The following is a 21,367-nucleotide window of genomic DNA, read 5'->3' on the forward strand; positions in this document are numbered from 1 at the left end:
AGTCAGAAAATCAGGACTTCTTGTCGTCAGCCGCTTTGTCGGTCGGATTGGCGATCAGGGTCTTGAGCTCGTCGCTCATCGGGAAGTTCAGGTTCAGGCCTTTTGGCGGAATCGGCTGCATGAACCACTTCTCGTAGATCTTGTTGATTTCGCCCGAAGCGTAAGTGGCCTTGATCGCGTCATCCACAGCCTTTTTGAACGGCTCGTCGCCTTTGCGCATCATGCAGCCGTAGATTTCGTACGACTGTGGCGTGCCGGTCACTTCCCAATCGGCGGCTTTCTTGGCCTTGGCGGCTTCGCCGGCCAGCAGTGCGTCATCCATCATGAAGGCAACGGCACGGCCCGATTCCAGCATCTGGAAGGACTCGCCGTGGTCTTTGGCGGAGATGACGTTCATGCCCATCTGCTTGTCGGCGTTCATCGCCTTGAGGATGCGCTCGGAGGTAGTGCCGGCGGTGGTTACGACGTTCTTGCCTTTCAGATCGTCGAAATCCTTGTACTTGGAGTCTTTCTTGGACAGCAGGCGGGTACCGATTTCAAAGATGCCGACGGAGAAGTCGACCTGCTGCTGACGCTCGACGTTGTTGGTGGTCGAACCGCACTCGACGTCCACGGTGCCGTTCTGCACCAGCGGGATACGGGTCTGCGAGGTGACGAGGTTGTATTTGACTTGCAGGTTCGGCAGGTCGAGGTCTTTCTTGATCGCTTCGACGATCTTCAGCTGGATATCGTGCGAGTAGCCGACCGGCTTGCCGGACGCATCAGCGATATAGGAGAACGGAATGGAGGCGTCACGGTGGCCCAGGGTGATGACACCGGACTCTTTGATCTTCTTCAGGGTGCCGGTGAGTTCGGCGGCGAAAACTGGCGTGCTGATCAGAGCGGCAGCAATGGCTGCGCCCAGGATATGGGGAACGATGCGCATCAAATTTTCCTCGACATTGTTTTTTTTATGGAGCCAGTTTGTCGGCCCTTTTTGTGCTTCGAATGCCTGACGGCTCCTGAAGTGCTGGCACAGCAGGCATTCGTCGAGAGAGTGTAGAGCATGACTCGTGCCAGAGCAGTCGAACTCAGTTAAGCGGTTGTTTTATAACGTTATTAAAGTTTTATGGCGGTAATTTTATGAACGCATGATCCGGTTAACCGAATCGACTGTGGAGTCGCGTTCGGAAAACCGAATATCTTGTGGCCTGGTCTCAGACTTGCCGGCTCAGTGGCGTTTCATGCAAATACACCCACTTCACCCCTTCAGGCTGCCCGCTCAGGATCGCCACTGCGACCCGCGAGTGTTGAGCGCCGTCCAAGCGTTGGGTTTCGACGTAGCTCACAGCCAGCATGTCGTCCTCCTGCCACACCGTGTGCAAATCACTGATCTCGATATCGAGTCCCGCCTTGGCGCCTACGGCTCCTTTGAACAGTTGTTCTACTTCGACGCGGGTCAATGCGCCCCCGGAAATACCGACCATGCTGAAATCCTCAGCAAATGCCTGCATCAACGGCTCGATGCTCGCGGCGCCAGCGCCGTCGGCATCAGTGAATACCCGAAGGATCAGCTCGTGGACGTGGTGGATACTGTGTTCGGCTTGTTCGATCAGATCGTATGTCATGGGCGTTCCTTTGCGCAGGGCAGTTGATTCATCTGCAGCAACGGCAGCAGCCCGACCAGCGCGGCAATCGCGAAGGTCGCTTGATAGGCCGGCGTGGTGCCGAGCGGCGGGAGCAGCACGTTGAAGATCATCAGAAACAGTGCGGCGCCGAGGCTGAAAGACATCTGCCGATTGATGTTCCAGATGACACTGGCCTTGTGCGTATCGCCGCCGGTGAAGTCCATCAGTGAGGTAGTTTGCGCGGTATTGGCACCGATGCCACCGCCAATGCCCATCAGGCTGTAGGCGATCATGATGAGCCAAAGATCAGTTGGCGCATTGACCAGCACCAGGGTGGCGATGCCGGCGCTGTGCAACAGCATGCTGAGGGTGAACAGGCGTCTGGCGCCGATCCGGTTGTAGACGCGACCGCAAAGGATCATTGCGATGAACGCACCGATGGCATAGAGGATCATGAACATTCCGGTCAGCCGGGCGCTGAAGTGCAGGGTGTTCTGCAAAAAGAAAATGCTCATCAGGTTGACACCGGTGAACACCCCCGGAATTGCGTAATAGATGAAGATCGAGGTGCTGAGTTTTCTGCTCCTGAGCAGGCTCAAGTCGATGATCGCGTTACTGCAGCGGCGGTAATGCAGCAGATACAGCGCGATGAATGTCAGGCCCGCGATGACAAAACCCAGCGCTGCCAGCGGTGGGTAATTGCCGCCGTACAGCGACATACCCATCAGCAAACTGGCGAGCACCGCGCTGACCAGCAACAGGCCTTTGATGTCCGGACGCTGAAGCTCGGCGGGTTTGCCTTCCCTGATCCACCACCACGACAGCCCGGCTGCAAGCAGCGAAAACGGGAGGGTGCTGTAGAACACCCAGCGCCAGGAGCTGATGTCGACAATGAGGCCGCCGACGGTGGGTGACATCGCCGGGGCAATCAGGGCAACGGCCATGATCAGCGTGGATATTTTCGCGCGTTGCTCGCCATGAAAAAGATTGAACGTCAGTGCCTGTCCGACCGGGATCAACAAGCCGCCGCCGATGCCCTGAACGAAGCGCCAGATCACCAGTTCATGGAAGCTGTCGGCCTGGCCGCACAGCCACACCGAGCCACTGAATACCAGCATTGAAGCGGTGAGGATTTCACGACTGCCAAAACGCGCGGCCAGCCAGGTGCTCAGCGCAATGATCAACGTCAGTCCGAGGATGTACGCGTTGGCGACCCACGCCACCGAAGCGCTGCTGACCTGCAAGGTAGCTGACAGACTGGGCAGCGCCACCGCCGACATGAAGATGTTGATGCAATCGATAAAGAAGCCGAGCAGGAAAATCGACGCGACTTTATAGCGGTAACTCATGGTGTTTCCCCTTTGTCGTCGAGCATAGGGGCGATAGACTCCGATCGTCGATGCAATGGAGCTGAACACAATGTTTGAAGGGATTGAACCGTGACTCAGGGCGCTCTGCACACGCACTTGAACCGGGTGCAGACGTTTCTGGCGATTGCCGAACTGGGTTCTTTTACCAAGGCTGCCAGCCATCTGAATCTCAGCCGGGCCATGGTCAGTCTGCACATCAAGGCCCTGGAGGCAGCGTTGTCGACCAGCCTGTTGCTGCGCAACAGTCGTGCCGTGACCCTGACCGAGGCTGGGCAAAGCTTTTACAACGAATTCAAAACCATCGTTGCCGATATCGACACAGCGTTTGACAGGGTATTGCACCGCACAAACCGCGTTTCGGGAACGCTGCGGATCAGTTCCACCAGTGAATACGGCGAGCGATTCATCCTGCCGCTGATTCCGCTGTTCGCCGAGCGTTATCCCGACATCCGCCTGTGCTACGACTTCAACTCCTCGCTCAATGATCTGCTTGCCGACCGGCTCGATCTGGTGGTTCGCCTGGGCAACCTGGCGGACTCGGCTTTCAAGAGCCGGAAACTGGCCGACTATGAAATTGTGCTGGTGGCTACTGAAGGTTTTCTGCTCCGCTACCCGGTAAAAACACCGCAGGATCTCAATGCCGTGCCGTGGATTGCCAACAGCAATCTGTTGGCGCCGACGCAGTGGGTTTTACGCGATGGTGTGGGGGAAGCAGTCGAAATCAATGGTACCCGTCATTTCCAATCGAATTCATCGACTGCGATTCGTTCGATGACCTTGTCGTCGCTGGGCGTGTCGGTGCTGCCGGCGTGGATGGTTGAAGACGATAGGGCCCGTGGGCATCTGGTACGTGTGCTGCCGGAATACTCGCTGCCCTCACAGCCGATCAGCCTGGTGTTTGCGGACACGCCGCACCTGCCGCCCAAGTCGCGGGTGTTTATCGATTTTCTTTTGGCACATTTAGGGTCGTGAGGGAGTGGAGCCGGGCCTTGCGGGCATAGCAAAAAGCCCCTGAATCTTGCGATTCAGGGGCTTTCGTTCAAACGATAGGGCGAAGATCAAGCCGCCTCGATCTTCCGGCTCTGCTCAACCTTGCCCAGATACGTCGACAGCGTCTGCTGTTCCTCCGGTGTGGTGAACAAGCCTAGCTTGGTGCGGCGCCACAGGATGTCGTGCGCCGTAGTGGCCCACTCTTCGCTGCACAGGTAATCGACTTCGCGGGTGTAGAGCCCGCCGCCGATGTGCTCACCCATGTCGGCCAGGCTTTCCACGCCTTCAAGCATGCGCCAGGTGCGGCTGCCGTAGGTGACGGCCCAGCGCCGGGCGATTTCGGTCGGGACGAAATCGAACTTGTCGCGAATCCGCGCGCTCAGGGCCTCTGGCGTGGTCATGTCTTCGCCGCCGGGCAGGGTGGCGGTCGCGGTCCAGCTCGGGCGCATCTGGGTGAAGAACGGCATCAACTGCGCCATCGCCGACTCGGCGAGCTTGCGGTAAGTGGTCAGCTTGCCGCCGAACACCGACAGCAGCGGCGCTTCCTCGGCGTTGCCCGACAGCGCCAGGGTGTAATCGCGAGTGACCGCAGACGGGTTGTCGGATTCGTCGTTGCACAGCGGCCGAACGCCCGAGTAGCTGTGCAGGATGTCTTCGCGGCTCAGCTGCTTCTTGAAGTGGGCGTTGACCACTTTCAGCACGTAATCGGTTTCGCCTTCTGTGATCGCTACTTTCGCCGGGTCGCCGGTGTATTCGCGGTCGGTAGTGCCGATCAGAGTGAAGTGGTTCAGGTACGGAATAGTGAAAACGATGCGCTGATCTTCGTTTTGCAGAATATGCGCATGTTCGCCTTCGTACAGTTTCGGCACGATGATGTGGCTGCCCTGGATCAGACGGATGCCATACGGCGATTCCATCTTCAGGTCGTCACGGATGAACTTGGCCACCCATGGGCCGGCGGCGTTGACCAGTGCTTTGGCGGTGATCGAAAACAAACTGCCGTCGGCGCGCTCCAGATGCAGATGCCACAAACCTTTGGTGCGGCGGGCACTGACACAGCGGGTCTGGGTATGCACATGCGCGCCTTTTTCACGGGCGGCCATGGCGTTCAGGACCACGAGGCGGGCGTCATCGACCCAGCAATCGGAGTATTCGAAGCCTTTCTTGATTTCGCTTTTCAGCGCGCTGTCGGCGCCGAACTTCAGGCTTTTCGAACCTGGCAGCTTTTCACGTTTGCCGAGGTTGTCGTAGAGGAACAGGCCGGCACGAATCATCCACGCCGGACGCAGGTGCGGGCGGTGTGGCAGTACGAAACGCATCGGTTTGACGATATGCGGCGCCTTGGCCAGCAACACTTCACGCTCGGCGAGCGCTTCACGCACCAGACGGAATTCGTAATGTTCCAGATAGCGCAGGCCACCGTGGATCAGCTTGCTGCTGGCCGACGAGGTGTGGCTGGCCAGGTCGTCTTTTTCGCAAAGGAACACCGAAAGACCGCGACCGGCGGCATCCGCTGCGATCCCGACGCCGTTGATCCCGCCGCCAATCACGGCAACGTCATAGATCTCGGAGAGAGGGGGCGTACGCAAGGTAGAGGTGGACATCGGCTGGCCTCGGTTCTTTTGATTTAGTCTTGGAAATCGAACATAAATGTTCATTTGCGAAAATGGTAGCCCATAAACACGCGCGCAGCCAGTCGCGTTCGATTGAAAAAACTCATCGAAGGGCGATTAAAAGAAAATTTTCGAACATGAACGCGCGCAAGGGCGCAGAAGATGTGTTGTGTGATCGATTGTTTTCGCGAGCAGGCTCGCTCCCACATTTTGCAATACATTCCAAGAGTGGGAGCGAGCCTGCTCGCGAAGGCGTCGGTTCGGTCAGCGAGGGAGAGGGTTCAGACGACTTCCAGACGAATCTTGTGCTGACTCAACAACTGCGTCAGCGCCGGTACCGGCTGCTGATCGGTGACCAGACAATCGATCAGGCTGATCGGCCCCAGTCGAATCATCGCATTACGCCCGAACTTGCTCGAATCCGCTGCCAGAATCACCTGTCGCGCGTTGGCGATGATCGCCTGGCTGACCCGGACCTCCTGATAGTCGAAGTCGAGCAGGCTGCCGTCCTCATCGATCCCGCTGATCCCGACCAAGGCGAAATCGACCTTGAACTGATTGATGAAGTCCACACTCGCCTGACCGACCACACCACCGTCGCGGCGCACGTTGCCGCCGGTCAGCAGCACATCGAAATCATCCTTGGCGCTGAGCATCGAGGCGACGTGCAGGTTGTTGGTGATGATCTTCAGGTGACTGTGATTGAGCAGGGCGCGAGCGATCGATTCGGTGGTGGTACCGATATTGATGAACAGCGAGGCGTGATCGGGGATCTGCGCGGCAATGGCTTCACCGATGCGTTGCTTTTCATCACGCATCTGATCGGCACGCATGGCATACGCGGTGTTTTCGACACTGGAATCGTAAGCGGCGCCACCGTGGTAGCGACGCAGCAGATTGGCTTCCGCGAGCTGGTTGATGTCGCGGCGGATTGTTTGCGGGGTGACAACGAACAGCGTGGCCATTTCCTCGATGCTCACATAGCCGCGTTCGCGGACCAGCTCGAGGATTTGCTGCTGACGGGGAGGCAGATTCATGGGGCTTCCTTTGGGCTGCCGTGCAAAATTTGCCCATGATGCCGCAGGAATCCGCTCCCGACCAGTTAGATACCTATGTGTAACTCAAGGCTGGCTTATTCAGCGTCCTCACGCGCCCAGTCACGGGTGCGGCTGACGGCTTTTTTCCAGCCTTTGTAGAGTTTCTCTTTCTCGGTTTCGTCAAGGCTCGGTTCGAACTCGCGCTCGATCACTGCCTTGCCGCGCAGTTCTTCCAGGCTGCCCCAGAAACCGCAGGCCAGGCCGGCCAGATAAGCCGCGCCGAGTGCGGTGGTTTCGCGCATTTGCGGGCGTTCGACCTGGGTGCCGAGGATGTCGGCCTGGAACTGCATGAGGAAGTTGTTCGCCACCGCACCGCCGTCCACGCGCAGGGCTTTGAGGCGTTCGCCGGAATCCTGTTGCATGGCGTCGAGTACGTCGCGGGTCTGGTAGGCGATCGACTCCAGCGCGGCGCGGATGATGTGATCCACGCGGACGCCGCGCGTCAGGCCGAACAGTGCGCCACGGGCATACGGGTCCCAGTACGGCGCGCCGAGACCGGTAAACGCCGGCACCAGATACACACCGTTGCTGTCCTTGACCTTGTTGGCAAAGTATTCGGTGTCGTGGGCGTCGTTGACGATTTTCAGTTCATCACGCAGCCACTGCACGGTCGAACCGCCGTTGAACACGGCACCCTCCAGTGCGTAGGCAACTTCGCCGCGCGGGCCGCAGGCGATAGTGGTGAGCATTCCATGCTGGGATTTCACTGCTTTGTCGCCGGTGTTCATCAGCAGGAAGCAACCGGTGCCGTAGGTGTTTTTCGCCTGGCCCGGCTCGACGCACATCTGCCCGAACAGTGCCGCTTGCTGGTCGCCGGCGATACCGCCGATGGCGATGCCGCTCTTGGTGCGACCGTAGATTTCCGAGGACGCTTTGACTTCCGGGAGCATCTCGCGCGGGATGTCGAGGATCTCCAGCATCTTCGAGTCCCACTCCAGCGAGTGAATGTTGAAGAGCATGGTGCGCGAGGCGTTGGTGTAGTCGGTGACGTGCACCTTGCCGCCGGTGAATTTCCAGATCAGCCAGCTATCGACGGTGCCGAACAGCAGCTCGCCGTTGCGCGCACGCTCGCGGCTGCCTTCGACGTTATCGAGGATCCACTTCAGTTTGGTGCCGGAGAAGTACGGGTCGGTGACCAGGCCGGTGGTGTCGCGGATGTAGTCTTCGTGGCCATCGCGCTTGAGCTGCTGGCATATCTCGGTGCTGCGGCGGCACTGCCAGACGATCGCGTTATACACGGGGCGGCCGGTGGTCTTGTCCCAGACCACGGTGGTTTCACGCTGGTTGGTGATACCGATCGCGGCAACCTGGTCATGGTGCAGGCCGGCCTGGGCCAGCGCTTCAACCATCACCGCGCTCTGGGTGGCGAAGATTTCCATCGGGTCGTGCTCGACCCAACCGGCCTGCGGGTAATGCTGAACGAATTCGCGCTGCGCGGTGCAGACTACGTTCGCGTCGCGGTCGAAGATGATCGCGCGCGAACTGGTCGTACCCTGATCAAGGGCAATGATGTAGTTCTTGTTCTGAATGTCGGTCATGTCGATTGCCTTGGACGAAAAAAACGAGAGTGGGCCGTGGCGCCGGCTCGGATGGGCAGGAGCCGGCGCCGACTGTTTCAAGAAGTTCTTGGTTTGCCGTCAATGGCCGGTTCTGCATCCTTTGTAGCAGGTGTGGCGCCGGTCAGGTGACGGGCGATGAGCCCGCGATACCCGGCAGCGCCGAGGCAGGCACCGACAATCGGTGCAAAAATCGGAATCAGGAAATACGGAATATCACGACCACCGGTGAAGGAAATTTCACCCCAACCGGTAAAGAAAGTCATCAGTTTCGGACCGAAGTCACGCGCAGGGTTCATCGCGAAACCGGTCAGCGGACCCATCGCACTGCCGATCACGGCAATCAGCAGACCGATCAGCAGCGGCGCCATGGGGCCTCGTGGCAGGCCGTTGTTGTCATCGGTCAGGGCCATGATCACGCCCATCAGGATCGCGGTGATGATCATCTCGACCAGAAAGGCCTGGGCCGTCGACAGCACCGGGTTCGGGTAGGTGGAGAACACCGAGGCCAATTCCAGGCTGGCAGCCGAGCCACGAACCATCTGGTGGGTTTGTTCGTAATCGAAGAACAGATTGCTGTAGAGCGTGTAGACCAGCAATGCGCCGCAGAAGGCGCCGGCAATCTGCGAAAGGATGTAGAACGGCAGTTTGCGCTTTTCGAAGTCAGCGAAGATTGCCAGAGCAATGCTCACGGCCGGGTTCAGGTGCGCGCCGGAAACCCCGGCGGTGAGGTAGATCGCCATGCTCACGCCGACGCCCCAGATGATGCTGATCTCCCACAGGCCGAAGCTGGCACCTGCGACTTTGAGCGCGGCGACACAACCGGTGCCGAAGAAGATCAGAAGGGCGGTGCCCAGAAACTCGGCCATGCATTGGCCGGAAAGCGATGGTTGCGGTAAAGCAGCTGTCATTGAAAACCTCGGTTCTTTTTCTTGTGTGGCGCCTTGCCAACGGAGCAGGGCGCGATCTTCACCGGGTCGGAATCCCCATTCGGTTCCCGGGTTACTGCTGGGTACTGCGTTAAGCATGATTCTTACATTATTCAGATTCGAAAAAATATAGACAAGAAACAAACCTGTCAAAGGTCGAAAGTGAACCGCCGGTCACAATAAAACTATTCGCCGTGTGAATGATCAGCGCGGCGATCAGCTTGAATGCAGCGCGAAGCCACGGGATTCGCGGCTTGGAATAGAGCCTTTTGCCCAACGATGACCTAGAATCTGCCGCAGGTTTTTTCAAAGATTGCCGAACCCGGAGCTGCCATGACCCCAGCGTTGGACTTGTTGAAAAAAGTTCGTGCCGAACATCGCGTGCACAGTTACGAACATGATCCGAAAGCCGCGTCCTATGGGCTGGAGGCGGCGGAGAAGCTCGGGCTCGCACCGGCGCAAGTGTTCAAAACCTTGCTGGCCGCCAGTGAAAAAGGCGAACTGCTGGTAGCTGTGGTGCCGGTCGTCGGAACGCTCGACCTCAAGGGCCTGGCCCATGCCGCTGGAGTGAAGAAAGCCGAAATGGCTGACCCGGCTGCCGCGCAACGTTCAACCGGCTACCTGTTGGGCGGCATCAGCCCGCTCGGGCAGAAGAAACGCCTGCGCACCTTCATCGACAATTCCGCTCAGGGGTTCGCGACTATCTATGTGAGTGCCGGGCGGCGAGGACTGGAAGTGGAATTGGCACCGGCGGTGCTGGCCGAGCACACTCAGGCGCAGTTCGCCGATATCGGCCGGGCTTAAAATGCGCGCCAGCTGTATGAAGAAAAAATTGCGCTTCTGTCACTGGCACTGATCCGGGCCGCCGTTGCATGCTCGGTCGACCAATTCAGGGAGAAAATCATGCAGCTTGCGTTTCATCAGGTCGACGCGTTCAGTGATCGGCCGTTCAGTGGCAACCCGGCGATGGTCTATCGGCTCGACAGCTGGCTGGCCGATGACTTGATGCAGAAAATCGCCGCCGAACACAACCTGGCGGAGACTGCGTTTCTGGTGCGCGAAGGGCAGGCCTGGCATATCCGCTGGTTCACTCCGACTACTGAAGTGCCGCTGTGCGGGCATGCGACCCTGGCCAGCGCGTTTGTACTGTTCGAAATCTATAAGGAAAGTGCCGAGCGCATCGACTTCATCTGCAAGTCCGGGCCGCTGAGTGTCAGCCGCGAAGGCGACCGGCTGTGGCTGGATTTCCCGACCATCGTGCCTTCGGAAATCGGCGTGACGCTGGATGTCGAGCGGGCGCTGGGTGTCGAGGCTGTTGATGTGCTCGGCTCCAACGAACTGTTCGTGGTGCTGGAATCGGAGCAGGCCGTGCTCGACTGCAAACCGGACATGGCGGCGCTGGCGAAACTGCCATGGCTGGGTGCAATCGTCACCGCGCGTGGCAACCAGCATGATTTCGTCTCGCGCTATTTCGCCCCGGCGATCGGTATCAATGAAGATCCGGTGACCGGTTCGACGCATTGCAGCCTGATTCCGTACTGGTCCAAGCGTCTGGGCAAAACGAATCTGACCGCGTGCCAGCGCTCGGCGCGGGGTGGGGAGTTGTTCTGTCGGCTGGAAGGTGAGCGGGTGAAGATTGGCGGCAATGCGACGCTTGTGGCCAGCGGTACCCTGTTTTTAGGCTGAGGCAATACCAACTGTGGGAGCGAGCCTGCTCGCGAAAGCGCTCTTTCAGTCAACATCTTCGGCGACTGAAACACCGCATTCGCGAGCAGGCTCGCTCCCACAATTTTTATCCAGTGCGGATCAAAGGCTGGTGCTGAACCGACGGACGCCGTTTTCCACCGCCGGAATCTGCGCCGCCGTGCTGCCGGATGCCTGGAACAGCACCAGGTGATCCGCCGCTACTCGAATCCCGACCTGCGCGCCAACCAGATGATCGGCATGGCTGGGGAAGATCGATTCCAGCTGCGCGCCGGTCGGCAGTTGCAGGCGATACAAGGTCGCCGCGCCGAGGAATGTCTTGCCGACAATCTGCGCCTTCAATGGGCTGTCCGGTGCATAAACAATGTCATCCGGACGCAACAGCACATCCACTGCACCGCCAATCGGCCAGGTGTAAGCGCGGTTGCCGCGCAGTTCACCCAGCTCGGTCTGCACCGATTCCGGGGTGACGAGCTGGCCGCGAATGAAATAGCCCTGACCGATGAAACTGGCGACATACGGCGTCGCCGGTTCGTGATAGAGGTTGTAGGGCGTATCCCACTGTTCCAGCCGACCTTCCTTGAACACGCCAACGTGATCGCTGACGGCGAACGCTTCTTCCTGATCGTGGGTGACCAGAATCGCACTGGTGCCACGAGCCTTGAGAATGTCGCGCACCTCATGGCTGAGCTTGCGGCGCAGTTCGCCATCGAGATTGGAGAACGGCTCGTCGAGCAGCAGCAACTGCGGCTCCGGCGCCAGGGCGCGGGCGAGGGCGACGCGCTGTTGCTGACCGCCGGACAATTCGTGGGGGAAGCGCTTGCCGAGGTTTTTCAGGTTGACCAGTTCCAGCAGCTCTTCGACCACGCGCGCCTTGTTCGGGTGCTTACGAATGCCGAAAGCGATGTTGTCGGCCACGCTCAGGTGCGGGAACAGCGCGTAGTCCTGAAACACCATGCCGATCCGGCGTTTCTCCGGCGCCAGGGTGAAACCGGCACTGGACAGGGTTTCGCCACCGAGGGTGATTTCGCCTTCATGCACCGGTTCGAAACCGGCGATTGCGCGCAGGGTGGTGGTCTTGCCGCAGCCAGACGAGCCGAGCAGGCAGCCGATGTCGCCGGCGTTGAGGTGCAGATTGAGGTTCTGCACCACGCGTTGATCTTGGTAGCCGCAAGCGAGGTTGCGCAGGTTCAGCAGTAATTCATGGCTCATGCGTGGTGATATGCCGGTTCGACGAGGAACTCGAGCAGGGCCTTCTGTGCGTGGAGACGGTTTTCTGCCTGATCCCAGGCGACGGAGCGCGGGTCATCGAGCAGGTCGAGACTGATTTCTTCGCCACGGTGCGCCGGCAGGCAGTGCATGAACAGCACGTCCTCGGCAGCGAGGTCGAGCAAGGCACGGTTGACCTGAAACGGCGCGAACAGCTTGAGGCGCTTGGCAGTTTCCTCTTCCTGACCCATCGAAGTCCAGACGTCGGTGCTGACCAGATGCGCGCCACGCACGGCGTCCTGCGGATCGCGGACGATGGTCACGCGATCACCAGCCTGGGCGACGAATTCCGGGTTCGGCTCGTAGCCTTCCGGGCAGGCAACGCGCAGCTGGAAGTCGAACTGGATCGCCGCTTCTATATAGCTGTTGCACATGTTGTTGCCGTCACCAATCCAGGCCACGGTCTTGCCCTGGATCGAGCCACGGTGTTCGAGGAAGGTCTGCATGTCGGCGAGCAACTGGCACGGGTGCAGATCATCGGACAGGCCGTTGATTACCGGCACCCGCGAGTTGGCGGCGAATTCGGTGAGGGTGCTGTGGGCGAAGGTGCGGATCATCACCGCATCGAGCATGCTCGACATGACGATGGCGCAATCGCTGATCGGCTCGCCACGGCCCAGTTGGGTGTCGCGCGGGGACAGGAAGATTGCCTGGCCGCCGAGCTGGATCATGCCGGCCTCGAAGGAGATCCGGGTGCGGGTCGAGGATTTTTCGAAGATCATCCCCAGCACGCGGTTTTTCAGAGGCTCGAACAGTACGCCGCGGTTACGCAGGTCCTTGAGCTCAACGCCTCGACGGATCACGCTGACCAGCTCTTCGGGCGTGCAATCCATCAGGGAGAGAAAGTGCCTTGCGCTCATCATTGACTACCTTTTTGCTACAGACCGCAGATGCTCAAAGCCTTGTTTAACGGAACAACGGGCGAGACCTGCGGCGTAAGCCGCACGGGGCGACGAAATAGGGGGAGGCGCGATATTGACACTAAATGTCGCGTTTTTCCAATAGGGTACTTTTTCAGCGGGATTCGGAGCGCGGACCGAGCATTTCGATCACGCATGTTGAAGCCGGATTCAGTACAGCGGTGAGCCTCTTTGTACACTGGCGCCGCCGCGCTTGGCAATGCGCCGCGACGGCAACGCAGCGGTCCTGGTCGGTTTGCGAACGCTGCGCCACCGATTCGCTTGGTCGGATGTTCAGACTGAAACATTTGCTAAAGCAAAGTGCTGGGTTATAAATAAGTTTCGAGCGACGCAGGGAGCCTCCGCATGGAATCGAAAGAACAACTGTTAATGGAGCTGCTGGGCCACACGGCTCGCTCTCTGACCCATCTCACCGCGTCAGTCACCTCGATGTCTTTCGAGTTGCTGCGCAGTGACGACGAAGTGGTCAAATCCGCCGGCCGACACATGATCGATCGCATGGCCACCATCAGCGCCGGGCTCGATGAGCACTGGCGGTTGATCGGCGAGCTCACCGGCGTGCACGTCGCCCACGAGCAGATCGAAACCATCCAGGAAATCCAGCTGGCCGCACCGCCGCAGTTGCCTTCGAACTGATCGCGACGGTTTATCGGCTGCCCTGATAACCGTCGATTCACAAGACGAACGTCGCTGGCGCCTGCTCCGCGCACGGGCCATAGTTTTGTTCCCGCGGGCGTGATTGCCTGCCCCCGAACAAGACAGAGACTGGCCATGACCAAGACTCTTCACCACCGTGCGTGCCACCTGTGCGAAGCTATTTGCGGGCTGACCATCGAAACTACGGAAACCGATGGCGATGTCGCGATCACCTCGATCAAGGGCGATGCCCTCGACACCTTCAGCCGCGGCCATATCTGCCCGAAAGCCGTGGCCCTGCAAGATATTCAGAACGATCCCGATCGCCTGCGTCAGCCGATGCGCCGCGTCGGCAGCGAATGGCTGCCGATCGAATGGGACGAGGCGTTTGCGCTGGTGGCCGAGAAACTCGCGGCGATTCAGGAACGTCACGGCCAGAACGCCGTTGCGGTGTATCAGGGCAATCCGAGCGTGCACAACTACGGCCTGATGACCCACAGCAATTACTTCCTGGGGTTGCTGAAAACCCGCAATCGTTATTCGGCCACTTCAGTCGATCAACTGCCGCATCACCTCAGCAGCTATCTGATGTACGGCCACGGTCTGCTGTTGCCGATCCCGGACATCGACCACACCGATTTCATGCTGATTCTCGGCGGCAATCCGCTGGCGTCCAACGGCAGCATCATGACCGTGCCGGATGTCGAGAAGCGCCTGAAGGCAATTCAGGCACGTGGCGGCAAAGTGGTGGTGGTCGATCCGCGCCGCAGCGAAACCGCAGCGATGGCTGATCAGCACGTGTTCGTCCGCCCGGGCGGCGATGCGGCGCTGTTGTTCGGCATGCTCAATACGCTGTTCAGCGAAGGCCTGACCCGCGACAGCCATTTGCCGGTCGATGGCCTGGATGAGGTGCGCAACGCCGTGGCGGCGTTCAGCGCCGAAGCCATGAGCCCACTTTGCGCGGTGCCTGCCGAGCAGATCCGCCAACTCGCCCGCGACTTCGCTGCCGCGCCAAGCGCCGTCTGCTATGGACGCATGGGCGTCTCGACCCAGGCCTTCGGCACCTTGTGTCATTGGGTGGTGCAGTTGATCAACCTGGTCACGGGCAACCTCGACCGCGTTGGCGGTGCCCTGTGCACCGAGCCAGCGGTGGACCTGGTGGCGTCGACCTCGGGCGGGCATTTCAACAAATGGCAGAGCCGGGTTTCCGGGCGTCCTGAATACGGCGGCGAGTTGCCGGTCTCGGCGCTCGCTGAAGAAATGCTCACGGAGGGTGAGGGGCAGATCCGCGCGCTGATCACCGTGGCCGGCAACCCGGTGTTGTCGACACCCAACGGCCGGCAACTGGAGCAGGCGCTGGATGGCCTCGACTTCATGCTCTGCATCGACCTGTACATCAACGAAACCACGCGCTATGCCGATCTGATCCTGCCGTCGACCTCGGCGCTGGAAAACGATCACTACGACACCACTTTCAACCTGTTTGCGGTGCGTAACGTGACCCGCTTCAATCGCGCGATCCTCGCCAAGCCCGAGGGTGCGCTGCACGACTGGGAGATCTTCGTCGGTTTGGCCAAGGCTTTCGCCGAGAAAACCGGTAAAGAACTGAAACCGACGATGCCGCCGGCGAAGATGATCGACATGGGCCTGCGTATGGGCCGCTACGGCGATGCGTCCGAGCACAAGTTGTCGTTGGCGACGCTGTTCGATCATCCGCATGGCGTGGATCTGGGTGCGCTGAAACCGAATCTGGCATCACGTCTGAAAACGCCGAATCAGCGTATCCAGGCCGCACCGCCGGAAATTCTCGCTGACCTCGCTCGCTTTGCCGCGTTGCAGGCGCCGGCTGCCGATGAGTTGTTGATGATCGGCCGCCGCCATGTGCGCAGCAACAATTCGTGGATGCACAACTTCCATCGACTGGTGAAGGGCAAGCCGCGGCATCAGTTGCTGATGCACCCGGATGATCTGGCCAGCCGTGGCCTGGCTGATGGGCAACGGGTTCGGGTGAGTTCGCGGGTCGGGCAGATCGAGGTGGAAGTGCTCGCCAGTCTCGACATGATGAAAGGCGTGGTCAGCCTGCCCCACGGTTGGGGCCACGCGCGCCCGGGCGTGCAGATGGCGATCGCCAGCGGCCAGCCGGGGTCGAGCGCCAACGACCTGACCGACGAGTGCCAGCTTGACGAACTGTCGGGCAACGCGGCGTTGAACGGTGTGCCGGTGACAGTGGCGGCGGCTTGAGCGGGTCTGTCGGGGAGACCGAGCATGGCGCTCGGGATTCCGTTACAATGCGCCACCGTGCCGACCTCTGAGTCGGAAAGTTCAGCCGAGGTGCTCCATGGATATCATCGAAACGATTAAAGAGCAGATTGCCAACAACACCATTCTGCTTTACATGAAAGGCTCGCCGAATGCCCCGCAGTGCGGCTTCTCCGCAAAAGCTGCGCAAGCCGTGATGGCCTGTGGTGAAAAGTTCGCGTACGTGGACATCCTGCAGAACCCGGAAATCCGCGCCAACCTGCCAAAGTACGCCAACTGGCCGACTTTCCCGCAACTGTGGGTCGGCGGTGAGCTGGTCGGCGGCAGCGACATCATGACCGAGATGGCTGCAGACGGTTCGCTGCAAAGCACCATCAAGGCGGCTGTCGAAGCGGCAGCGGCGAACAAGTCCGAAGCCTGATTCTACGTTCATAGAGTTTCGCTCGACGACGCGTCTCCCGTAGGAGCTGTCGAGTGAAACGAGGCTGCGATCTTTTGATCTTCGGCCAGCAAAAAGCCCCGCACCTCGAAAGAGGGCGGGGCTTTTTGTTGGTTATATGAGTTGACTGAGTATCAAGGCTGAAATCGATAAAGATCGCAGCCTCGTTTCACTCGACAGCGCCTACTCTTCGCCCATCTGCGACTGCAGATAGTTTTCCAGACCGATCTTGTCGATCAGGCCGAGCTGGGTTTCCAGCCAGTCGATGTGTTCTTCTTCCGACTCGAGAATGTCTTCGAGCAGTTCACGGCTGCCGAAGTCGCCAACGGTTTCGCAATGGGCGATGGCGGCTTTCAGGTCAGCGTGGCCGGTCTTTTCGATGCGCAGGTCGCATTCGAGCATTTCGCGGGTGTGTTCGCCGATGTGCAGCTTGCCCAGGTCCTGCACATTCGGCAGGCCTTCAAGGAACAGGATGCGCTTGATCAGCTTGTCCGCGTGCTTCATCTCGTCGATGGATTCGTGGTATTCGTGCTTGCCGAGCTTGTTCAGACCCCAATCTTCATACATGCGCGCATGCAGGAAGTACTGATTGATCGCGACCAGCTCATTGGCGAGGATCTTGTTGAGATGCTGGATGACTGTAATGTCGCCTTTCATGATCGGAGTCCTGCCCTGTATTAACTGTATATAAGGCGGAGTTTGAGCTTGGTGTTTATAAGTGTCAAACCTAAGTTATTGAATAATAAATGAAAATTAATCGGAATAAGAATGTTTGTGTTCCGCGTCTGGACGCTAAGCAATTGATTTTCAGGCATAAAAAAACCGGACGCGAAGTCCGGTTCTTTGAAATGGGGGCATTTACGCAGCAGTAAATTCTACAGGGTAAGGGATCGCGGCCTGGGCGGTTTGCAGCTTGGTCAGAGTTTCGCGGACCACTTCCTTGGCAAGGCAGGCGCATTTGCCGCACTGGCTGGCGACGCCGGTGGCCTGGCGAACTTCTTTGTAGCTGCAGCAACCTTCATAGATCGCTTCGCGGATCTGTCCGTCGGTGACGCCAGTGCAGAGGCAAACATACATAAGTAAGAACCGTCGCTGGTTGTGACTCAATTGCGATGGATCTTAATGTTAACGAGAATGATTGTCAAAGTGCTTTCGGAACGCTTCCCAGCCAATTTGCCGGCGACTGACGAACGGTATTTGCCAGGCGCTCCCTTGACCCAATGAATACGCAGTGGATAACCGAACAGGGAAAATCCGTTACGGACAGGCCAAACACGCAGTGTATGATGGTCGTCCCTTGCGAAGAGGGTTCGTGTCACAGGGCTGTCGCCTGAGGGTGACAGGCTGGCCCGGACCCTGAACTTCAAGTTTCTACACCAGGAGATATCAATGAGCGTACTCGTAGGCAAACAAGCCCCAGACTTCACCGTCCCGGCCGTACTCGGCAATGGCGAGATCGTTGACAGCTTCACCCTGTCCTCGGCCATCAAAGGCAAATACGGCCTGGTGTTCTTCTACCCGCTGGACTTCACCTTCGTCTGCCCGTCCGAGCTGATCGCTCTGGACAACCGCATGGCTGACTTCAAGGCGCGCAACGTTGAAGTGATCGCTGTGTCGATCGACTCGCACTTCACCCACAACGCCTGGCGCAACACTCCAGTGAACAATGGCGGCATCGGCCAGGTGAAATACACCATGGCTGCCGACATGAAGCACGACATCGCCAAGGCTTACGACGTTGAATCCGAAGGCGGCGTGGCTTTCCGTGGCGCGTTCCTGATCGACGACAAAGGCGTGGTTCGCTCGCAGATCATCAACGACCTGCCGCTGGGCCGTAACATGGAAGAGCTGATCCGTCTGGTCGACGCGCTGCAATTCCACGAAGAGCACGGCGAAGTCTGCCCGGCCAACTGGAAGAAAGGCGACAAAGGCATGAACGCTTCGCCAGAAGGCGTTGCGGCTTACCTGACCGAAAACGCTGCTGCCCTGTAAGGCGCAACGTCGAGGTACAAAAAAACCGGCCCATGTGGCCGGTTTTTTTATGCGCGGGATTTGTTCGCCGAGGATCAGTCGTCGAAGTCTTCCCAGCCGCCCATCTGTTTCCAGCGATTGACGATGCCGCAGAACAGCTCAGCGGTCTTTTCGGTGTCGTAGCGCGCCGAGTGCGCCTCACGACCGTCGAAATCGATGCCGGCGGCCTGACAGGCTTTCGCTAGCACTGTCTGACCGTACGCCAGACCCGCCAGAGTCGCCGTGTCGAAACTGGAGAACGGGTGGAACGGGTTGCGCTTCATGTCCAGGCGCGCAACTGCTGCGTTGAGAAAGCCCAGATCGAAGCTGCTGTTGTGCCCGACCAGAATCGCCCGCTTGCAGCCGTTGGCTTTCAGGGCCTTGCGGATGCCACGGAAAATATCGGTCAGCGCGGTTTCTTCACTGACGGCCATGCGCAGCGGGTGATCGAGCTTGATCCCGGTGAACTCCAGCGCTGCCGCTTCAACGTTGGCGCCTTCGAATGGCTCGACGCGGAAGAAGTAGGTGTGATCCGGGTAGACGAAACCCTTTTCATCCATGGCGATGGTGGTCGCGGCAATCTCCAGCAGGGCATCGGTGGCTGCGTTGAAGCCACCGGTTTCTACGTCGACGACAACCGGCAGGTAGCCGCGAAAACGCGCTGCCATCGGATGACGGGAACCGCCGCCACCACTTTGACCGTCCAGCTCATCGTCGAAATGCTCTTCACTCACGCGTGTTCCTCCAGCAGGCGCCAGCGCAGTTTTTCACCGGCGCGCAGCGGGATAACGGTCAGCTCGCCAAATGGCAGGCTGGTTGGGGCGGTCCATTCTTCGCGAACCAGGGTGATGCGATCGGTGTTTGCCGGCAGGCCGTAGAAACGCGGGCCGTTGAGGCTGGCGAAGGCTTCGAGCTTGTCCAGCGCATTACGCTGTTCAAACGCTTCGGCATACATCTCGATGGCGGCGTAGGCGGTGTAGCAACCGGCGCAACCGCAGGCGGCTTCCTTGGCGTGCTGGGCGTGGGGCGCCGAGTCGGTGCCGAGGAAGAACTTGGCGCTGCCGCTGGTGGCGGCATCGAGCAAGGCTTCCTGATGGGTGTTGCGCTTGAGGATCGGCAAGCAATAGAAGTGTGGCCGAATCCCGCCCACCAGCATGTGGTTACGGTTGTACAACAGGTGGTGCGCGGTGATGGTCGCGCCGACGTTGGCCGAAGCCTCGTTGACGAATTGCACGGCGTCACCGGTGGTGATGTGCTCGAACACCACTTTCAGCGTCGGGAAGCGCTCGACCACGCGGCGCATGTGCTCATCTATGAAGATTTTTTCGCGGTCGAACACATCGACGTCGCCACGGGTGACTTCACCGTGGATCAACAGCGGCATGCCGACTTCGGCCATGGCTTCGAGCGCCGGGAAGATCTTGTCGATGCTGGTCACGCCGGAATCGGAATTGGTGGTCGCGCCGGCCGGGTAAAGCTTGGCGGCGTAGACGAAACCGCTGGCCTTGGCCTGACGAATTTCTTCCGGTTGGGTGCGGTCGGTGAGGTACAGCACCATCAACGGCTCGAACTGACTGCCGGCCGGGCGGGCAGCGAGAATGCGCTGACGATAGCCGTCGGCTTCAGCGGCGTTGCGCACCGGCGGTACCAGGTTCGGCATGATGATCGCGCGCCCGAAGGTGCGGGCCACATCGGCAACGGTATTGGTCAACACGGCACCATCGCGAAGATGAATGTGCCAGTCGTCGGGACGCAGCAGGGTCAGGCGGTCGGACATGAGGGGATTCCAGGCGGGTCAAACTGAGGCGAATGCTACCGGAAAAGACTCTTGCAGGCACCCGCTATCAAGTTTTGCCACAAGCGTCCGATATCCCGAAGGTATGCCGTAAACATTGTGTGAATCGGTGTTTGTGTTTCACAAGCCAATGGAGCCTCCCGTGCGCCAGCGTTATTTAGCCCTGCTCAGTGTGTTTGCCAGCCTTCCCGCGATGGCGCTGACTTACCAGACCCGTCTGGAGAACATTGAGTGGACGGTCGCCGGCGACCAGTTCGAATGCCGCCTGACGCAACCGATCACTGATTTCGGCTCGGGCGAGTTCGTGCGCAAGGCCGGTGAGCAGGCGATCTTTCGCCTGAATGCCTACAACGCCATGCTTGGTGGCGGCTCGGCGACGTTGCTCGCTGCCGCTGCACCGTGGCAGCCGGGGCGCGGCGATATCAATCTGGGCTCGGTACGGCTGGGCAGTGGCAATGTGTTGTTCAACAGCTCGCAATCCCAGGCCGGTGGGCTGATCAGCGGTCTGCTGGACGGCCGTAGCCCGGTAGTTCGCCGTGCGTCTGGCGATGGCCGGGTGTCGGAAGTGCGTTTGTTGCCGGTGAAATTCAGCAAGGCGTTCAACGACTATCAAGGCTGCGTGGCGAAATTGCTGCCGCAGAATTTCGACCAGATCAAGCAGTCGCAGATAGGCTTTCCCGGCGAAGGCGTTGAGCTGGACCCGGCTGCCAAGGCCAAGCTGCAAGTGATGCTCGAATACATGAAGGCCGACCCGACGGTGAACCACATTGACCTCGACGGCCATTCCGACAACAGCGGCAATCGTCTGACCAACCGCGAATTGTCGCGCCGCCGCGCGCTGGCGGTAGTCGATTTCTTCAAGGCCAACGGCATTCAGGAATCGCAGATCACCGTGCGTTTCCACGGCGAGCAGTATCCGATCGTGCCGAACACCAGCAAGGCCAATCGTGCGAAGAATCGCCGGGTCAATGTGAAACTGTCACGTGTGGCACCGACCACAGCCCCTGCGCCAGCGCCGCAAGCGAGTACGCCAGCCACCGCCGCAGCGACTTCCTGACTCGCCGGTCATCGTCGCGCTCTCGACAGATTCTGTCGCTTTGTCGTCTTAAGCTGTCGCGCCTCTGTAAATTATCGCGTTTGAGCGGTAGACTCCCCGGCTTTCCGTAGAACCCC

The 21,367-nt window shown here is 59.4% G+C and carries 21 protein-coding genes; 8 read left to right on the top strand and 13 right to left on the bottom strand.

Features of this window, described 5'->3' with window-relative positions:
* Positions 1-10: 10 nt before the first annotated feature.
* From CKW30_RS20790 to CKW30_RS20800, 3 genes are all read right to left on the bottom strand, one after another.
* Positions 11-925, bottom strand: a complete 915-nt coding sequence (locus CKW30_RS20790; RefSeq protein ID WP_095181779.1) for a glutamate/aspartate ABC transporter substrate-binding protein — start codon at positions 923-925, stop codon at positions 11-13.
* Between the two features lie 271 nt (positions 926-1,196).
* The gene (locus CKW30_RS20795) at positions 1,197-1,607 is read right to left on the bottom strand and encodes a DUF4440 domain-containing protein (RefSeq protein ID WP_095181780.1); all 411 of its coding nucleotides are present in this window, start codon (positions 1,605-1,607) and stop codon (positions 1,197-1,199) included.
* Positions 1,604-2,956: an MFS transporter gene (locus tag CKW30_RS20800; protein ID WP_095181781.1), complete on the bottom strand. Its 1,353-nt coding sequence runs from the start codon at positions 2,954-2,956 to the stop codon at positions 1,604-1,606. The genes CKW30_RS20795 and CKW30_RS20800 overlap by 4 nt, the downstream gene beginning before the upstream one ends.
* 105 nt (positions 2,957-3,061) lie before the next feature.
* Between CKW30_RS20800 and CKW30_RS20805 the strand changes: the two genes are divergently transcribed.
* Positions 3,062-3,949 (top strand): LysR family transcriptional regulator, encoded by an 888-nt coding sequence (locus CKW30_RS20805; RefSeq protein ID WP_095181812.1) that lies wholly within the window; start codon positions 3,062-3,064, stop codon positions 3,947-3,949.
* 86 nt (positions 3,950-4,035) lie between these two features.
* Here the strand turns inward: CKW30_RS20805 and glpD are convergent, their stop codons facing one another.
* The 4 genes from glpD to CKW30_RS20825 form a co-directional block, all read right to left on the bottom strand.
* Positions 4,036-5,571: a glycerol-3-phosphate dehydrogenase gene (gene glpD, locus CKW30_RS20810; protein WP_056790032.1), complete on the bottom strand. Its 1,536-nt coding sequence runs from the start codon at positions 5,569-5,571 to the stop codon at positions 4,036-4,038.
* Between the two features lie 290 nt (positions 5,572-5,861).
* Positions 5,862-6,617: a DeoR/GlpR family transcriptional regulator gene (locus CKW30_RS20815; protein ID WP_095181782.1), complete on the bottom strand. Its 756-nt coding sequence runs from the start codon at positions 6,615-6,617 to the stop codon at positions 5,862-5,864.
* 95 nt (positions 6,618-6,712) lie between these two features.
* On the bottom strand, positions 6,713-8,215 hold the full coding sequence (glpK, locus tag CKW30_RS20820) for a glycerol kinase GlpK (protein ID WP_024014162.1): 1,503 nt from the start codon (positions 8,213-8,215) through the stop codon (positions 6,713-6,715).
* A 77-nt stretch (positions 8,216-8,292) separates the two neighbouring features.
* Positions 8,293-9,144, bottom strand: coding sequence for an MIP/aquaporin family protein (locus CKW30_RS20825; RefSeq protein ID WP_016773396.1), 852 nt, complete (start codon positions 9,142-9,144; stop codon positions 8,293-8,295).
* A gap of 351 nt (positions 9,145-9,495) precedes the next feature.
* On the opposite strand from CKW30_RS20825, the gene ybaK reads away from it, so the two are divergent.
* Together ybaK and CKW30_RS20835 are read left to right on the top strand one after the other, a co-directional pair.
* Positions 9,496-9,966, top strand: coding sequence for a Cys-tRNA(Pro) deacylase (gene ybaK / locus CKW30_RS20830; protein WP_095181783.1), 471 nt, complete (start codon positions 9,496-9,498; stop codon positions 9,964-9,966).
* Between the two features lie 99 nt (positions 9,967-10,065).
* A complete protein-coding gene (locus CKW30_RS20835; protein ID WP_095181784.1) occupies positions 10,066-10,848 on the top strand; it encodes a PhzF family phenazine biosynthesis protein in 783 nt (260 codons plus the stop codon).
* A 120-nt stretch (positions 10,849-10,968) separates the two neighbouring features.
* On the opposite strand, the gene CKW30_RS20840 is transcribed toward CKW30_RS20835, so the two are convergent.
* Positions 10,969-12,078, bottom strand: a complete 1,110-nt coding sequence (locus tag CKW30_RS20840; RefSeq protein WP_095181785.1) for an ABC transporter ATP-binding protein — start codon at positions 12,076-12,078, stop codon at positions 10,969-10,971.
* Positions 12,075-12,995, bottom strand: a complete 921-nt coding sequence (gene argF, locus CKW30_RS20845; protein WP_024014160.1) for an ornithine carbamoyltransferase — start codon at positions 12,993-12,995, stop codon at positions 12,075-12,077. The genes CKW30_RS20840 and argF overlap by 4 nt, the downstream gene beginning before the upstream one ends.
* A 405-nt stretch (positions 12,996-13,400) precedes the next feature.
* Between argF and CKW30_RS20850 the strand changes: the two genes are divergently transcribed.
* The 3 genes from CKW30_RS20850 to grxD all read left to right on the top strand — a co-directional run bounded on the left by CKW30_RS20850 (position 13,401) and on the right by grxD (position 16,371).
* Positions 13,401-13,691 carry a hypothetical protein gene (locus tag CKW30_RS20850; protein WP_041479870.1) on the top strand — a complete coding sequence of 97 codons (291 nt, stop codon included), beginning with the start codon at positions 13,401-13,403 and terminating at the stop codon, positions 13,689-13,691.
* 135 nt (positions 13,692-13,826) lie between these two features.
* Positions 13,827-15,932, top strand: coding sequence for a molybdopterin oxidoreductase family protein (locus CKW30_RS20855; RefSeq protein ID WP_095181786.1), 2,106 nt, complete (start codon positions 13,827-13,829; stop codon positions 15,930-15,932).
* A 97-nt stretch (positions 15,933-16,029) separates the two neighbouring features.
* A complete protein-coding gene (grxD, locus tag CKW30_RS20860; RefSeq protein WP_016773402.1) occupies positions 16,030-16,371 on the top strand; it encodes a Grx4 family monothiol glutaredoxin in 342 nt (113 codons plus the stop codon).
* A gap of 201 nt (positions 16,372-16,572) precedes the next feature.
* On the opposite strand, the gene bfr is transcribed toward grxD, so the two are convergent.
* Entirely contained in the window at positions 16,573-17,046 is a 474-nt protein-coding gene (gene bfr, locus CKW30_RS20865; RefSeq protein ID WP_016773403.1) for a bacterioferritin, read from the bottom strand.
* Between the two features lie 201 nt (positions 17,047-17,247).
* Positions 17,248-17,466 carry a bacterioferritin-associated ferredoxin gene (locus CKW30_RS20870; RefSeq protein ID WP_003227725.1) on the bottom strand — a complete coding sequence of 73 codons (219 nt, stop codon included), beginning with the start codon at positions 17,464-17,466 and terminating at the stop codon, positions 17,248-17,250.
* A gap of 312 nt (positions 17,467-17,778) precedes the next feature.
* Here CKW30_RS20870 and CKW30_RS20875 point away from each other — a divergent pair, with 312 nt between their 5' ends.
* Positions 17,779-18,381, top strand: a complete 603-nt coding sequence (locus CKW30_RS20875; RefSeq protein WP_003227723.1) for a peroxiredoxin — start codon at positions 17,779-17,781, stop codon at positions 18,379-18,381.
* 74 nt (positions 18,382-18,455) lie between these two features.
* Here CKW30_RS20875 and rnt read toward each other — a convergent pair whose 3' ends face one another.
* Positions 18,456-19,133, bottom strand: coding sequence for a ribonuclease T (gene rnt / locus CKW30_RS20880; protein ID WP_041479868.1), 678 nt, complete (start codon positions 19,131-19,133; stop codon positions 18,456-18,458).
* Complete coding sequence (gene pyrC / locus CKW30_RS20885; protein WP_016773405.1) at positions 19,130-20,176, bottom strand: dihydroorotase; 1,047 nt, start codon at positions 20,174-20,176, stop codon at positions 19,130-19,132. Before pyrC ends, rnt begins: the two co-directional genes overlap by 4 nt.
* Before the next feature lie 160 nt (positions 20,177-20,336).
* Between pyrC and CKW30_RS20890 the strand changes: the two genes are divergently transcribed.
* Positions 20,337-21,251 carry an OmpA family protein gene (locus tag CKW30_RS20890; protein WP_041479867.1) on the top strand — a complete coding sequence of 305 codons (915 nt, stop codon included), beginning with the start codon at positions 20,337-20,339 and terminating at the stop codon, positions 21,249-21,251.
* Positions 21,252-21,367: the final 116 nt, after the last annotated feature.

It is taken from the genome of Pseudomonas sp. Irchel 3F6 (genome assembly GCF_900187595.1).
In the GTDB taxonomy this organism is placed as follows: domain Bacteria; phylum Pseudomonadota; class Gammaproteobacteria; order Pseudomonadales; family Pseudomonadaceae; genus Aquipseudomonas; species Aquipseudomonas siliginis.

Excerpts from the sequence above, each read along its gene's own strand:
- CKW30_RS20850 (WP_041479870.1), top strand. The coding sequence starts at position 13,401 with ATGGAATCGAAAGAACAACTGTTAATGGAGCTGCTGGGCCACACGGCT.
- CKW30_RS20870 (WP_003227725.1), bottom strand. The coding sequence starts at position 17,466 with ATGTATGTTTGCCTCTGCACTGGCGTCACCGACGGACAGATCCGCGAA.
- glpK (WP_024014162.1), bottom strand. The coding sequence starts at position 8,215 with ATGACCGACATTCAGAACAAGAACTACATCATTGCCCTTGATCAGGGT.
- CKW30_RS20815 (WP_095181782.1), bottom strand. The coding sequence starts at position 6,617 with ATGAATCTGCCTCCCCGTCAGCAGCAAATCCTCGAGCTGGTCCGCGAA.
- bfr (WP_016773403.1), bottom strand. The coding sequence starts at position 17,046 with ATGAAAGGCGACATTACAGTCATCCAGCATCTCAACAAGATCCTCGCC.
- ybaK (WP_095181783.1), top strand. The coding sequence starts at position 9,496 with ATGACCCCAGCGTTGGACTTGTTGAAAAAAGTTCGTGCCGAACATCGC.
- CKW30_RS20840 (WP_095181785.1), bottom strand. The coding sequence starts at position 12,078 with ATGAGCCATGAATTACTGCTGAACCTGCGCAACCTCGCTTGCGGCTAC.
- CKW30_RS20790 (WP_095181779.1), bottom strand. The coding sequence starts at position 925 with ATGCGCATCGTTCCCCATATCCTGGGCGCAGCCATTGCTGCCGCTCTG.
- grxD (WP_016773402.1), top strand. The coding sequence starts at position 16,030 with ATGGATATCATCGAAACGATTAAAGAGCAGATTGCCAACAACACCATT.
- CKW30_RS20825 (WP_016773396.1), bottom strand. The coding sequence starts at position 9,144 with ATGACAGCTGCTTTACCGCAACCATCGCTTTCCGGCCAATGCATGGCC.
- argF (WP_024014160.1), bottom strand. The coding sequence starts at position 12,995 with ATGAGCGCAAGGCACTTTCTCTCCCTGATGGATTGCACGCCCGAAGAG.
- CKW30_RS20800 (WP_095181781.1), bottom strand. The coding sequence starts at position 2,956 with ATGAGTTACCGCTATAAAGTCGCGTCGATTTTCCTGCTCGGCTTCTTT.
- CKW30_RS20835 (WP_095181784.1), top strand. The coding sequence starts at position 10,066 with ATGCAGCTTGCGTTTCATCAGGTCGACGCGTTCAGTGATCGGCCGTTC.
- CKW30_RS20875 (WP_003227723.1), top strand. The coding sequence starts at position 17,779 with ATGAGCGTACTCGTAGGCAAACAAGCCCCAGACTTCACCGTCCCGGCC.
- CKW30_RS20795 (WP_095181780.1), bottom strand. The coding sequence starts at position 1,607 with ATGACATACGATCTGATCGAACAAGCCGAACACAGTATCCACCACGTC.
- CKW30_RS20855 (WP_095181786.1), top strand. The coding sequence starts at position 13,827 with ATGACCAAGACTCTTCACCACCGTGCGTGCCACCTGTGCGAAGCTATT.
- pyrC (WP_016773405.1), bottom strand. The coding sequence starts at position 20,176 with ATGTCCGACCGCCTGACCCTGCTGCGTCCCGACGACTGGCACATTCAT.
- glpD (WP_056790032.1), bottom strand. The coding sequence starts at position 5,571 with ATGTCCACCTCTACCTTGCGTACGCCCCCTCTCTCCGAGATCTATGAC.